This window comes from Rhabdaerophilum sp. (genome assembly GCF_046092605.1).
Lineage (GTDB): Bacteria > Pseudomonadota > Alphaproteobacteria > Rhizobiales > Beijerinckiaceae > Rhabdaerophilum.
This window is the reverse complement of sequence record NZ_JBJTDY010000088.1, coordinates 21,014-33,686: the sequence shown is the minus strand read 5'-3', so window position 1 is coordinate 33,686 and position 12,673 is coordinate 21,014. Positions and strand designations below refer to the sequence as shown.

Annotated in this window: 14 protein-coding genes and 1 pseudogene; 12 read left to right on the top strand and 3 right to left on the bottom strand. The window is 64.5% G+C overall.

Features of this window, described 5'->3' with window-relative positions; translation table 11 throughout:
• From ACKODO_RS07320 to ACKODO_RS07310, 3 genes are all read right to left on the bottom strand, one after another.
• Positions 1-404: cytochrome d ubiquinol oxidase subunit II (locus ACKODO_RS07320; protein WP_408982790.1), on the bottom strand; the 404-nt coding region annotated here is incomplete at its 3' end.
• Between the two features lie 5 nt (positions 405-409).
• Entirely contained in the window at positions 410-1,753 is a 1,344-nt protein-coding gene (locus ACKODO_RS07315; RefSeq protein WP_408982791.1) for a cytochrome ubiquinol oxidase subunit I, read from the bottom strand.
• A 20-nt stretch (positions 1,754-1,773) separates the two neighbouring features.
• On the bottom strand, positions 1,774-2,352 hold the full coding sequence (locus ACKODO_RS07310; RefSeq protein WP_408982789.1) for a GbsR/MarR family transcriptional regulator: 579 nt from the start codon (positions 2,350-2,352) through the stop codon (positions 1,774-1,776).
• Positions 2,353-3,208: 856 nt separating this feature from the next.
• Here ACKODO_RS07310 and mbhE point away from each other — a divergent pair.
• From mbhE to ACKODO_RS07250, 12 genes and pseudogenes are all read left to right on the top strand, one after another.
• Positions 3,209-5,566 (top strand): hydrogen gas-evolving membrane-bound hydrogenase subunit E, encoded by a 2,358-nt coding sequence (gene mbhE / locus ACKODO_RS07305; RefSeq protein WP_408982788.1) that lies wholly within the window; start codon positions 3,209-3,211, stop codon positions 5,564-5,566.
• Positions 5,563-5,997, top strand: a complete 435-nt coding sequence (locus ACKODO_RS07300) for an MnhB domain-containing protein (protein WP_408982787.1) — start codon at positions 5,563-5,565, stop codon at positions 5,995-5,997. The genes mbhE and ACKODO_RS07300 overlap by 4 nt, the downstream gene beginning before the upstream one ends.
• On the top strand, positions 5,997-6,407 hold the full coding sequence (locus ACKODO_RS07295; RefSeq protein ID WP_408982786.1) for a sodium:proton antiporter: 411 nt from the start codon (positions 5,997-5,999) through the stop codon (positions 6,405-6,407). The genes ACKODO_RS07300 and ACKODO_RS07295 overlap by 1 nt, the downstream gene beginning before the upstream one ends.
• Positions 6,407-7,930, top strand: a complete 1,524-nt coding sequence (locus ACKODO_RS07290; protein ID WP_408982785.1) for a Na+/H+ antiporter subunit D — start codon at positions 6,407-6,409, stop codon at positions 7,928-7,930. Before ACKODO_RS07295 ends, ACKODO_RS07290 begins: the two co-directional genes overlap by 1 nt.
• Positions 7,927-8,282, top strand: a pseudogene (locus ACKODO_RS07285) (Na+/H+ antiporter subunit E). The gene ACKODO_RS07290 and the pseudogene ACKODO_RS07285 overlap by 4 nt, the downstream one beginning before the upstream one ends.
• Complete coding sequence (locus tag ACKODO_RS07280) at positions 8,279-8,566, top strand: monovalent cation/H+ antiporter complex subunit F (RefSeq protein WP_408982784.1); 288 nt, start codon at positions 8,279-8,281, stop codon at positions 8,564-8,566. The pseudogene ACKODO_RS07285 and the gene ACKODO_RS07280 overlap by 4 nt, the downstream one beginning before the upstream one ends.
• Complete coding sequence (mnhG, locus tag ACKODO_RS07275) at positions 8,563-9,336, top strand: monovalent cation/H(+) antiporter subunit G (RefSeq protein WP_408982783.1); 774 nt, start codon at positions 8,563-8,565, stop codon at positions 9,334-9,336. Before ACKODO_RS07280 ends, mnhG begins: the two co-directional genes overlap by 4 nt.
• A gap of 18 nt (positions 9,337-9,354) precedes the next feature.
• Entirely contained in the window at positions 9,355-9,870 is a 516-nt protein-coding gene (locus tag ACKODO_RS07270; protein ID WP_408982782.1) for a hypothetical protein, read from the top strand.
• A 79-nt stretch (positions 9,871-9,949) separates the two neighbouring features.
• Positions 9,950-10,603 (top strand): hypothetical protein, encoded by a 654-nt coding sequence (locus ACKODO_RS07265; RefSeq protein WP_408982781.1) that lies wholly within the window; start codon positions 9,950-9,952, stop codon positions 10,601-10,603.
• Positions 10,578-11,312 carry a sensor histidine kinase gene (locus tag ACKODO_RS07260; RefSeq protein WP_408982780.1) on the top strand — a complete coding sequence of 245 codons (735 nt, stop codon included), beginning with the start codon at positions 10,578-10,580 and terminating at the stop codon, positions 11,310-11,312. The genes ACKODO_RS07265 and ACKODO_RS07260 overlap by 26 nt, the downstream gene beginning before the upstream one ends.
• Positions 11,309-11,638 carry a response regulator transcription factor gene (locus ACKODO_RS07255; protein ID WP_408982779.1) on the top strand — a complete coding sequence of 110 codons (330 nt, stop codon included), beginning with the start codon at positions 11,309-11,311 and terminating at the stop codon, positions 11,636-11,638. The genes ACKODO_RS07260 and ACKODO_RS07255 overlap by 4 nt, the downstream gene beginning before the upstream one ends.
• Positions 11,610-12,638, top strand: coding sequence for a sigma-54 interaction domain-containing protein (locus tag ACKODO_RS07250; protein WP_408982778.1), 1,029 nt, complete (start codon positions 11,610-11,612; stop codon positions 12,636-12,638). Before ACKODO_RS07255 ends, ACKODO_RS07250 begins: the two co-directional genes overlap by 29 nt.
• Positions 12,639-12,673 lie beyond the last annotated feature (35 nt).

Genomic DNA, 12,673 nt, shown 5'->3' with positions numbered 1-12,673 from the left:
ATGTAGCCCTGTGTGAGGGCCGTCAGCAGCGAGCCGCCGATGAAAGCCCAGTCCCAGGCGCCCTGATAGCGCAACTGCGCCTTCACGCGGAATTCGAAGGCCACGCCCCGCAAGGTGAGGCCGAGGAGCATCAGCGCCACGGGAAGGTAGAGCTGCGTGAGGATCAGCCCATGCGCGGCCGGGAAGGCCACGAGCAAAAGGCCGATCCCCAGCACCAGCCACGTTTCGTTCGCATCCCAGAACGGGCCGATGGTCGCGATCATCCGGTCGCGCTCGGCGCGGTTGCCCTGCGCCATCAGCATGCCGACGCCAAGATCGTAACCGTCGAGGATGACATAGGCGAGGATCGATACCGCCATCAGGCCTGCAAAGATCAGCGGGAGGTGATCGGCGATGAGCGTCATGGCCGTCACTCCGCCGGTTGCAGGCGGGTGGGCGCGGGCATCGGGGCGGATGCCGGGTTCCCGCCCTTTTTCGCGAGGTGGAACAGCACCGAGACATAGGCGACAAGCAGCACCACATAGATCGCGAGATACATGGCGAGCGTCGTGCCGATCATGCCGGCAGGCACGGCTGAAGCGGCCTGCGCGGTGGTGAGCACGCCCGTCACCAGCCAGGGCTGCCGCCCGATCTCGGTGACATACCAGCCGGCGAGCGTGGCGATCCAGCCGGAGAAGGTCATCGCCACGAAGCCATAGGCGAGAAGCCGGGGCAGGTGCCCGCGTCGCCAGAGGAAGTAGCTGCCGACCCAGCTGATCGCGAGCATGGCCAGGCCCATCCCCACCATCACGCGGAAGGCATAGAAGACCGGCGCGACGGGCGGGTGCTTGCCTTCAAACGCGTTCAGGCCCGGCACCACGCCGGCGGGATCATGCTTCAGGATCAGGCTCGCGCCATTGGGAATTTCGATCGCGTAATCGTTGCGCCGCTCTCGCTCGTTGGGAATCGCGAAGAGCACGAGCGGCACGTTTCCACGCGTCTCCCAGTTGCCCTCCATGGCCGCCACCTTGGCAGGCTGATGTTCCAGCGTGTTGAGGCCGTGGAGATCGCCCACGAGGATCTGAACCGGGATCAGCACCGCGCCGAGTGTCACGCCGAGGCGAAGGGCGACAGCGACATCGCGCCCCTGATCGCCGCGCAGCCAGCGCCAGGCCGAGAGACCGGCGATGAGGAAGGCGCAGGTGAGCCCCGAGGCCAGCAGCATATGCGCGAGGCGATAGGGCATGGAGGGGTTGAAGATGATCGCCCACCAATCCGTGGCATGCGCAACGCCGTTGCGCAGTTCGAAACCGGCGGGCGTGTGCATCCACGAATTCAGCACGAGGATCCAGAAGGCAGACATCGTGGTGCCGAAGGCGACGAGGAATGTCGCCATGGTGTGCACCCAGTTCGGCACGCGGCGGAAGCCGAAAAGCATGATGCCAAGAAAGGTCGCCTCGAGGAAGAAGGCCGTCAGAACCTCATAGGCCAGAAGCGGGCCGGCGATGTTCCCGACGCGCTCCATGAAGCCCGGCCAGTTGGTGCCGAACTGGAAGCTCATGGTGATGCCGGAGACCACGCCCAGCGCGAATGAGAGCGCGAACACCTTCACGAAGAACCGGTAGGCGTTCATCCACGCCTCGTCCTGCGTGGCGTTGAAGCGCAGCTTGATGAAGAGCAGCACCCAGCCCAGCGCGATGGTGATGGTGGGGAAGAGAATGTGAAAGGAGATATTCGCGCCGAACTGGATGCGGGCGAGCAGGATCGGGTCCAGAGAATTCGGTTCCATGGGCGTCAACCTTCCTTGCCGGCGGGGTTGCGCTTGCCGCCGGGCAGCGCGAAGAGCCGGTCCTTCATGTCCAGCACCTTCACGATCTTCGAACCGAGGCTCAGGAGCTGGATGAGACGCTCGGTCTCGAGCTTCTGCACATCGGCGTACCAATTCGTGAGCAGCTCGATGAGTTCATGCATCTCGCGGATGCGCGCCTGCGCATGCCGCTCGCTTTCGCTTTCGGGCGAGCGCATCAGCAATTCGCGCAGAACGGAGAGGGTCGGGTCGATCTCGCGCTTCTTTCGCTCATCCACCAGCGTGCGGACAATGGCGTAGATATCCTCGGGCGTATGGAAGAATTCACGCCGGTCACCCGGGATGGAACGCTGCCGCAGCAGATTCCAGCTCTGCAATTCCTTGATGCCCATGGAGACGTTGGAGCGAGAGATGCCGAGGCGCTCCACAATATCGTCGGCGCAGAGCGGCCGCTCGGCGATGAAGAGCACCGCATAGATTTGACCCACCGTGCGGTTGATGCCCCAACGGCTGCCCATCTCGCCGAAATGAAGGACGAAGGCTTCGCAGAGCGGAGGAAGGGTCATGGGTTGGATCCTGAAAATTCCGATTTTTCTGAAAAATGGGGTAGCTTTGACTCATGTCAAGGGCTAGAGCGCAAACCGATCTGATTGAATCAGATCTTGCGCTCTGTCTTCTTGTTTTCGCATCCGCTTTTTCCGCCAACCGGTATCCACTTGGCGGGCGGATGCTCTAGCTCTGTCGCAGGCCTAAGCTGCGCTCTGGCCATCACGGCATGCTGGCGGGTGATTGTCCTGATCCTTCCGGCATTTACCGCTTTCTGCCATTCGCCCTCCGGTCCGGTTTCCGCCGCATCGCCACCCGCTTCGAGAAAACCGCCGAAAATTTCCTCGCCGCCGTGCGGTTCGCGTCCGTTCGCATCTGGCTAAGCAGGGATGGGTCCACGGCCCAGGGTGAGGACCCATGAAATCGGATGCCACCTGCCCGCCTTCGCTTTACCCGGCGGAGCAACCCTATCGAGATCGGAACAATTGCCCTTTGCCCGATGATCATGGGCCATGAGCCTGATCTCGCTCCCGGGCGGAATACCGGCAAGGACCTTGCGCAGGGCTCCGCCGGTGATTCGGAGCTTCGGCTTCCCGTCGATCCGCCCGCCGCACGGAGTCGATGCGCGACAAAAAAGGGTGCCTTCGCTCAAAAGAACCGAATGATCGGTGTTCACCGCTGTGAACGCTTTTTTCGCTGGAACGTTCGGCATCGTGAACGACACCGCAGCCAAAAATCAATCAAGACATTGATATAAAGAGAATTTTGTTCTTGGCACGCTGCTTGGAAAGGTTGTGTTCCACAAAAGCGGAGCCATGCCTTGAACAAGAGCCGATCCGAAACATGGGCAGCAGGGAAGACAGCAGAGGGCATGCCATGCCTGGCCTGACAACCCTTGCCCTGATCGGGCCGCTGATGATCGGTGTGGCCGGTGCGATCCTTCTGGCGCTTCTCCCGATCCGTCGGCCCGCTATGGCCGCGAGCGTGGCCGCTCTCGCATGTCTTGCGCTTTACCTGCCGATGTTGCCGGTGATTTCGGCTGGAGGAAGCCTCTTCGCGGCGTTCTGGGGATCAACGAGTCTCGGGATTGTAGGCGGATTCCGGCTCGACGGCCTCAGCCTGATCTTTGCCCTGCTCATCTCCGGCATCGGCGCGCTCATTTTCATTTATGCGCATGGTTATCTGTCGGACGATCCGCGCCAGAAGCGTCTGGTGGTCTTCCTCCTCGTCTTCATGATCGCGATGCTCGGCGCGGTGACGGCCGATGACGTCATTCTGCTCTTCGTGTTCTGGGAACTAACCAGCCTCGCCTCGTTCTTCCTCGTGGGCTACAAGCACGAGAGCCTGAAGGCCCGGAAGGCGGCGTTGCAGGCGCTGCTCGTGACAGGCAGCGGCGGCCTTGCCCTGCTTGCGGGGCTTATCCTCGTTTCGATTGCGGCCGGCACGACCAGCCTCTCGGGCATCCTCTCGGCGCGCGAAGCCGTGCTGGCGCATGCGGCCGCAGCACCGGCGATGCTGTTGATCATCCTCGGCTGCTTCACGAAATCGGCGCAGGTTCCGTTCCATTTCTGGCTTCCCAACGCGATGGCCGCGCCAACGCCCGTCAGCGCCTATCTCCATTCCGCCACGATGGTGAAGCTCGGGATCTACCTCCTCGCCCGGCTGAACCCGCTCTACCAGAACGAGGTGCTCTGGCAGGGAATTCTGACGTTCTTCGGGGTTGCGACAGCGGTCACCGGCGCCGTTCTGGCGTTCCGTGAAACCGACCTCAAGCGCGTGCTGGCCAACACGACCGTGACAGCCCTGGGTACGCTTACCATGCTGATCGGCATCGCGCCGGCGCTCTCGATCACCGCGGCGATGACCTTCCTGGTGGTCCATGCCTTCTACAAGGCGGCGCTCTTCATGGTCGCGGGCATCATCGACCACGAGACGGGAACGCGGGACGCCGCTTCGCTGGGCGGCTTGCGGCGCCACATGCCGCTCACAACCGTCGCGGCCCTGCTCGCGGCCTTTTCCATGGCCGGGCTGCCGCCGTTCGTGGGCTTTGTTGCGAAGGAGCTGATCTACGAAGCCAAGCTGGAACTGGGCCAGACCGCCGCTTTCCTGATCCTCGGGAGCTTCCTCGTGAACGCCGCAACCGTGGCCATCGCGTGCGTGCTCTCCTGGCGGCTTTTCTTCGGCGAAGCGCGCGGTTTCACCCAAGCGCCGCATGATCCGCCCAAGACCATGCTGGCCGGTCCCATCCTGCTCGCGATCCTTGGGCTGGTGGCGGGCGGGCTGCCCACCGCCTTCGGGAACGCGCTGATTGATCCCGCCGTCACGGTCGTCCTCGGTCGCCCGGCGGAAGTCACGCTGAAGCTCTGGCATGGCTTCAACCTGGTGCTGGCTTTGAGCGCAGCGACCATGGCCCTCGGCGTGCTGTTCTATCTTTCCTGGGAGCGGATCGTGCCACGCCTCAGGAGCCTTGAAGCGATGGACCGATACGGTCCCTCGGCGGGCTACGAGCGGCTGCTTGCGCAGGTGATTGCGGGAGCGGAGACGGTCACAACCAGCATCCAGCACGGCTCGCTGCGCGGTTACATTCGGACCCTGTTTCTTGTCATCGCGACCGCATGCATCGGGACGTTGATCATCCGGGGTGGATTTGCCTGGCCAAGGTTGGAGGCCCCCGTTGATTCGCGTCTGGGCATTGCCTTGTTGATCGTCGTGGGCGCGATCGCAGTCATGGTGGCGCGGACCTCCATTCAGGCGGTCCTGGCCATGGGGCTGGTCGGCTTTGCGACCGCGCTGATCTTCCTGTCCTTCGGCGCGCCGGACGTCGCCTTCACGCAGTTCGCGGTGGAGACGCTGCTGGTCGTGATCCTTGCAACGGCCCTGATGCGCCTGCCGCTGCGGCGTCGCGACCTTCGGACGGGCCACGAGAAGACGGTCGATCTCGCCGTTGCGCTCGGGGGCGGATTGGCTGTTGCACTGATGCTGGCCGCGGTGCTCGCGAGCCCCTTCGACCCGCGCCTCTCGCTGTGGTTCGGGGCCGAGAGCGTCCCCTCTGCCCATGGCCGGAATGTCGTGAATGTCATTCTCGTGGATTTCCGCGCGCTTGGCACCCTCGGCGAGATCACGGTGCTGGCCGTTGCCGCCTTCGCTGTCGTGGCCCTGCTCCGGCGGACGCCCGAAACGCCCGAAAAGGCGTCCCAATCCCCGAACCTTGCGAAGTCCGAGGGCTCCCGATGAACCCTTCCCTGATCCTCAGGACATCCGCGCCGCTGCTGCTCTGGGTGCCGATCTTCGTCTCTCTCTATGTGCTGGTGCGTGGCCATAATGATCCCGGCGGCGGCTTCATCGGAGGTCTGCTGGCCGCAGGCGGCATCCTGTTCTTCGCGATTGCGCGCGGCCCGGACGCGGCACGACGCGTGTTGAGGCTTTCGCCGGTGAGCTGGTGCGCAATCGGCGTGCTGGTGGCTCTCGCCAGTGGCCTTCCGGCGCTGCTCGCGCCCGGCCAGGCCTATCTCACGCATCTCTGGTGGTTCCCGAATATGGGCGTGACCCTGCCGCTGAGCACGGCTCTGGTCTTCGATGTTGGCGTCTATTTCACAGTGATCGGCACGGTGAGCGCGCTTTTCCTCGCGTTGGTGGAACTCGACAAGAGCGGGCAGAGCGCGTGATGAGCACGGTCTTCATCGTGGTGGTCGGGATGCTCACGGCGGCTTCGATCTACATGTTCCTCGCGCGGGATCTGCCGCGAGTGCTGATCGGCTTCGTGCTCCTGGGAACGGCCACCAATCTCGCGATCTTCGTGGCCGGGCGCGTGGGATCCATGCTGCCGCCGCTTGTCGAACCCGGAGCCAAGGCTCTGGCAGCCGAGGCGGCGAACCCGCTGCCGCAGGCGCTGATCCTCACCGCCATCGTGATCGGTTTCGGGCTCACGGCTTTCGCGCTGATGCTGGTGGTGAAGGCCTATGGTGCCTTTGCGACGATCTCGATCGAGGAGGTCGACGAGGCCGAGCCGCGTCCGGTGAAACCGCAGCCCGAGCCGCTCGCGCCGGCCTTCCGGCAGAAACAGGAGGCTGCGTGATGGCCCTGCCGCTTGTGGCCCCGATCCTGATCCCGCTTCTGGCGGCAGCCCTCACGGCCCTGTTCTGGCACCGCCCGGAAGTGCAACGGCCGATCGGGCTCGCTGCTTCGGCGGCCTTGCTCGGCGCTGCGCTCATGCTGCTCGCCCGCACAGCCGATGGCGCGGTGCTGGTGACCCAGATGGGCAACTGGGCCGCACCTTTCGGGATCAGCCTCGTGATCGACCTGTTCTCCGCGATCATGCTGGTGATCACCGGCCTGATGGCATTGGCCGTTTCGATCTATGCGTTGGGGCCGGCCTCGATCGAGCGCGACCGCGCCGCGTTCCAGCCGCTTTTTCACAGCCTCATCCTTGGTGTCTGCGGCTCTTTTTCGACCGGCGATATCTTCAACCTCTATGTCTGGTTCGAAGTGATGCTGATCGCCTCCTTTGGCCTTCTCGTGCTGGAGCGCACGCGCGAGCAGCTGGATGGCGGCATCCGCTACGTGGTGCTCAACCTGATCGGCTCCACGATGTTCCTGCTCGCGGTGGGCCTGCTCTACGGCCTGACGGGGACGCTGAACTTCGCGGATCTCGCCCGCATCGCGCCAACCGTCGAGAACCAGGGTGCGCTGGCGGCGGTGGGCATGCTGCTTCTGGTCGCGTTCGGCGCGAAGGCGGCCCTGTTCCCGCTCTTCAACTGGCTGCCTGCCGCCTATCACACCGCCTCGATGCCGGTGGCGGCCATCTTCGCGGCATTGCTCACCAAGGTCGGCGTCTACGCGATCATCCGGATCTTCACGCTGGTCTTCGCCCATGAGGCTGGGTTTTTTGGCCCCGTCTTCCTCGCTGTCGCGGTGGCCACGATGGTCACCGGGGTGCTGGGCGCCGCCATGCACTACGACATCCGGAAGATCCTGTCGTTCCACATCATCAGCCAGATTGGCTACATGCTGGTGGGCGTTGCGCTGATGACGCCACTCGCGATCGCCGGCAGCATTCTCTACATCGTCCACCACATCATCGTGAAGGCGAACCTGTTCCTGCTGGCCGGGGCGATCCGGCAGGAAACCGGGTCATTCGCCCTGAAACGGATCGGCGGGCTCTGGGCGATCAAGCCGCTGCTGGGGGTGATGTTCCTCGTTCCGGCCCTGTCGCTGGCGGGCATTCCGCCGCTCTCCGGCTTCTGGGGCAAGCTGGTTGTCATCCGCTCGGGCCTTGAGGCGGAAGCCTACTGGCTCGCCGGCATCGCGCTCGCGGTGGGCGTTCTCACGCTCTACTCGATGATCAAGATCTGGAACGAAGCCTTCTGGAAGGCTCTGCCGGAGGATGGGCCGTCGCCCCTGCCCTGGAACGCGCGCGAGCGGCTCGCGACCTATGCGCCAATCGTCGTGCTCGGCGGAATGACCATCACCATCGGTCTTCTCACCGAGCCCTTCGCGGCGCTCTCGATCGAGGCCGCGGAAAGCCTCCTCGACCGGAATGCCTATATCGCAGCCGTGCTCGGCCCCGACGCTCCCCGCCTTGCGGAGATCAAGCCATGACCGATCCTGTTCCAGCGCGGCCCGGGCGCCATTCCATCCTCGGTTGGGTCCGGGTGGCCACCACCTTTGCTGCAGAACTCGTGCTCTCCGCCTGGGCCACGATCAAGGCCGTGCTGAGCCCGCCGGAGAAGCTCCGCCCCGCGATCCTCGCCGTCCCCCTCGATGTCCGCTCGGAGGGTGGCATCACGCTCTTTGCCAGCATGGTGACACTGACCCGGGCACCACAAGCCTCGAGGTCTCGCCCGATGCCACGCAGCTTTACGTGCATGTGATGGACGCCCCGGACCATGCAGCCGCCATCGCGGCGATGAAATCCACGCTCGAAGCCCGCGCCCGGGAGGTTCTGCCATGACGCTGCTGATGCTCTGCAAGGGGGTCGCGATTGGCCTCGTTTCGTTTTCCGTCCTCGCGGTTGGCTGGCGCCTGCTGCGCGGGCCCTCCACCGCAGACCGGGTGATTGCCACCGACATGCTCGGGCTTCTGGGCATCTGCATCGCGGCGCTCGTGGCGGGCGTGACCGGGTCTCAGGCCTTTCTCGATGTCGCCTTCGGGATCGCGCTCTTCGGTTTCCTGACAGCCGTAGCCTTCAGCGCCCTTCTCGAGCGCGTGAGCGCGGGGCGGGAGCCTACGGAATGAGCACGGTCCTTGCCATCCTTGCCGGTGGTGCGATCCTTCTCGGTGCCGGGATCGTCGCGATTGCCGCCTTGGGCCTGCTGCGCCTGCCGGATCCCTTCACGCGCATGCATGCCGCGACAAAGGCCGGCGTGCTGGGGTCCGGTCTCCTGATGCTCGGCGTCGGGCTTTCGATCGGCAGCGTGGGGGCGATCCTGACCGGATTGGCCGGCATGGCCTTCCTGCTCGCGACCTCGCCGATTGCCTCTCATGCCCTCGGCCGGGCCGCCTACATCTCCGGCGGCCCCATCGCGCCGAGCACGCTTACAGACGCCCTGCGCGGCGTTCTTCCCCGCAATGTCTTCGATATCAGTCCCGGCCGCGTGGTCCGTCCCCATCGTGATCCCGCGCCAACCCTCGGAAATTCGACCGCACAGGAAGGAAACATCATGAGTGCAGCCGAAAACAGGAACTACGCCACCGCTCCGCTCAGTCCGGGACGGACGCAGCTGCGTGCCTTGACGGCCTGGCTGGTTGGCGGGCCGTCCCAATCCGAGGCTTCCGCAACCGCTCTGGATATCGCGGAAGCCGCAGGAGCCCGGCTCACCGGCCTTTCCGCGCTTGATGCCGATGCGGCCGATCATCCGGGGCCTGTCCCGGTCGGAGGCATGGCCTGGGCCCGCTGGCTGGGTGATCAACGCCGGACGCGCATGCGCGAAAGGGCAAGCAAATCCATCGCCGAATTCGACGAGCTTTGCTTCGCGCGCCACGTCAAGACCCAGGTCCGCCACTAGGAACGGAACTTCCCGATGTTGGTTCTGGCAGCGGCTGGCGCGGATATCCTTGTGGTCCCGGCGGGTGTTGACCGCCTTGGAGAGCCGGCTTCGCCCACCGAAGAGATCGCGACGGAGCTTTCCGTTGCGGGGATCGCGCCGGTCCTGCGGGTGCGTCGCCGCCCTCACTCCGTTCGGCGCATCCTGCTGATCGTCTCCCTCACACCGCGCGCCGGCCGGCTCGCCCATGCCTTGATCCGCACCGGTCTGTGGCAGTCCGCCGATGTCGAGGTCACGACCATTGGCGGCATGCGCGACCAGCTTGATTTTCTCGCCCGGGAACAGGCGGCGCTTCTGGAACAGCACGGCTACCGGGTGCAGGTCACAGCCCCCATCGATTTCGATACGGACCGGGCTGAGATGCTGGCGCGTCTTTCCCGTGCCGATGCCGTCATCTGTCCGACCCTGAGCCATCGCCGCGGCTGGTTTGGCGCCATCCGGGAGGACCTTGACGAACTCGCCGCCGAGCGGGCTGACTTGATCTTGCTGCCGTAATCAGCCACCCATCCCGCGAAGGGGGGCGCGCAGGATGGTTTCACCGGGCAACAGGCAATTCGAGCGGCGAGCCAGCGCCTTGAAGTTACCGTTCTTTGCAGCGCTGATCGTGTTCGTCGTGGCCGTTGCCAGCACGCAACTGGCGCTTCGCCTGGCCAACCGGGAGGCTGACCAGCAGATCGAGCGGCTGGCCAATGTCTATCTCGACGGCTTGAAGGCGAGCACCCAGCCCTTCATCGAGGCGGAGAATTGGCCGGCCGTGGATGCAGGCTTCCGGCGCGCCTTCACCGTCCAGAAAGGCGTTGCCGAGGTCGGGCTCTATCTCGTCGACAGCCATGGCTCTGCATTGGTCTCTACGGCGACCGGTGCTTCTCCAACGATCCCGCCATCCATTTCCTCGGGAGCACAATCCTTCCGGCTGGATTCCTCCGCCGGCCTTGCCTGGGTCCGCCGCAGCACGACCTCGGATGAGAAACATGCCCTGGTCGCAGCGCTCGATGTGAGCGACACCATTTCTGCGCGCGGGCGGCTTTTCTGGAGCGTTGCGCTGCTGGATCTGATCATCGCCGCCCTCTGCGGGCTCGTGACCTATCTCGTCCTGCGCCGCCTGGGGCGCCCCATCGATGGCCTGCTCGCGCTGCTTCAGGATGGCGCCCGGGCGGCCCGAGCCCGTACCCCCGACGCTTGCGGCAAGGGCGAGCAAGGAATTGAGACCTGTTCTGGCCGCCTATAACGAGATGATCGATGGCCTGCGCGACCGGGACCGGTTGAGGGCCGAGATCGCCGAGCGCACGCAGGCCGCCGCGCTCGGGCGGCTCGCCGCGACCCTGGCCCATGAGGTTCGCAACCCGCTTGGTGGCCTCGCGACCGCCGTGACAACCTTGCGGAAGTTCGGTGGTGACCCCCAGGTTCGCGCGGAGTCGCTCGAATTTCTCGCTCGCGGCATCGATTCGCTGGATGCGCTCGTCACGCGCACGCTGAATGTCTACCGGCCCGAGGATGAAAGGCGTTTTGCCCGCGAGGATTTCGAGGATATCCGCCTGCTCGTGGAACCGGCGGCCCGAAAGCAGGAGGTGGAACTGGCCTTCGAGATCGAGGTGCCGGGCCCGGTCAATCTTGCCGCCAGTGGTGTTCGGCAGGTTCTGCTCAACCTTTTGCTCAACGCGGTTGCTGTCTCGCCCCGTTCCGGGCGCGTCTGCCTTGAAGCCCGGATCGTGGAGCAACAACTCACATGCCTGGTCAGCGACGAGGGGCCGGGCATGGAGCAAAGCCATATTCGCCGCCTGTTGGGCGAGGACGCGCAGGATATCCGCTCGCGCTGGATCGGGATTGATGCGATCGTATCGATCTTGGGTGATCTGAATGCGCGCGTTTCCGTGCAAGGCAATGCCGGGGGCGGAACCGCCGTCCGTGTTGAAATTCCACTGGAAGCGCAGCCATGAATTCTTCGGCACCAGCCATGGGCGGCAGGGACGGGGCCAAGATCCTGTTGATCGAGGATGACCCCACGCTCGGGCCGGCGATGTCGCAGCGCCTGCGCCTGGAAGGCTTTGACGTCTTCCTTGCACCGGATGGCGCTTCGGCCATCCGCAAGGCGCGTGCCTTTCCGCCTGACCTTGTTCTGAGCGATATGCGCCTCCCGGACGGCACCGGCGAGGATGTTTTCCGGCAGATCACGGGAACCCTGGGGCTTCTCCCATACATCTTCATGACGGCCTTTCGGGGAGGTTCAACAGGCCGTGCGCCTCGTGAAAGCCGGCGCGCGTGACTACCTCATCAAGCCGGTCGATACCGACGCGCTCGTCACCCTCATCCAGCAGATGGTCCAAGGGTCAGAATCCGTGGCGCTGGAAAAGGATCGGAGAGAACAGCGCACAAGTTCCATGAACGCCTTCGAGGCCACCCTCGGAAAGGCGGCGCGCAGCGATCTTCCTCTTTTGCTCTTGGGCGAAACAGGCGTTGGCAAGGAACGGGCTGCACGCCTCGCGCATGCTGCCTCTCGCTGCGCCTCCGGCCCCTTCGTTCCGCTAAATTGCGCGGCACTCCCGCTGGATCTTGCGGAGAGTCTGCTCTTTGGCCACGAAAAGGGAGCCTTCACGGGCGCCGTCTCCCGGATGCCGGGTGTGGTGCGGGAGGCGGATCAGGGCACGCTGTTTCTGGATGAAATCGCCGAATTGCCAATCGCGCTTCAATCCAAGCTCCTCCGCTTGCTTCAGGAGAAGACCTACCGGCCCGTCGGCGCGATCGAGCAGCGATCCTTTGGCGGCAGGGTGATTGCCGCAACGCATCGCGATCTGAAGGCCATGATTCAAGCCGGAACCTTTCGGGAAGACCTGTATTTCCGTCTTGCGGTGATCGAACTCGTGATTCCCCCTTTGCGAGAGCGACGGGATGAGATCGTTCCGCTCGCGAACGCGTTCCTCGCTGGCTCGGCCCCCGAGGGGCAATCTCTCTCCATTTCGGCCGAAGCGATGCCCTTGCTTCTCGATCATTCATGGCCGGGCAATATTCGAGAATTGCGCAACCGGATCGAACGCGCGGCCGCCCTTCGCGACCATGATGTGCTGACATCGGCAGATCTGTTTCCAGAGCGCGCCCCTGTGAACGCCCGATCCGACCTCGACGCCGATCAAACCCTGGAAGCCGTCGCCGAGGCGGCCATCCGCAGCCGGGTCGCGGCCGCGCTTCAGGCCACGGGGGGCAATCAAACGGAGGCCGCGCGCAGGCTTGGCGTCTCTCGAACGACGGTCTGGAAGTATTCGAAATAGACGCTGGCCGATCCATGTTCCGCACTTCGCAAGAC

Bases quoted from the DNA above. Each gene is read 5' to 3' on its own strand.
- ACKODO_RS07310 (WP_408982789.1), bottom strand. From the start codon at position 2,352: ATGACCCTTCCTCCGCTCTGCGAAGCCTTCGTCCTTCATTTCGGCGAG.
- mbhE (WP_408982788.1), top strand. From the start codon at position 3,209: ATGCCTGGCCTGACAACCCTTGCCCTGATCGGGCCGCTGATGATCGGT.
- ACKODO_RS07300 (WP_408982787.1), top strand. From the start codon at position 5,563: ATGAACCCTTCCCTGATCCTCAGGACATCCGCGCCGCTGCTGCTCTGG.
- ACKODO_RS07295 (WP_408982786.1), top strand. From the start codon at position 5,997: ATGAGCACGGTCTTCATCGTGGTGGTCGGGATGCTCACGGCGGCTTCG.
- ACKODO_RS07290 (WP_408982785.1), top strand. From the start codon at position 6,407: ATGGCCCTGCCGCTTGTGGCCCCGATCCTGATCCCGCTTCTGGCGGCA.
- ACKODO_RS07280 (WP_408982784.1), top strand. From the start codon at position 8,279: ATGACGCTGCTGATGCTCTGCAAGGGGGTCGCGATTGGCCTCGTTTCG.
- mnhG (WP_408982783.1), top strand. From the start codon at position 8,563: ATGAGCACGGTCCTTGCCATCCTTGCCGGTGGTGCGATCCTTCTCGGT.
- ACKODO_RS07255 (WP_408982779.1), top strand. From the start codon at position 11,309: ATGAATTCTTCGGCACCAGCCATGGGCGGCAGGGACGGGGCCAAGATC.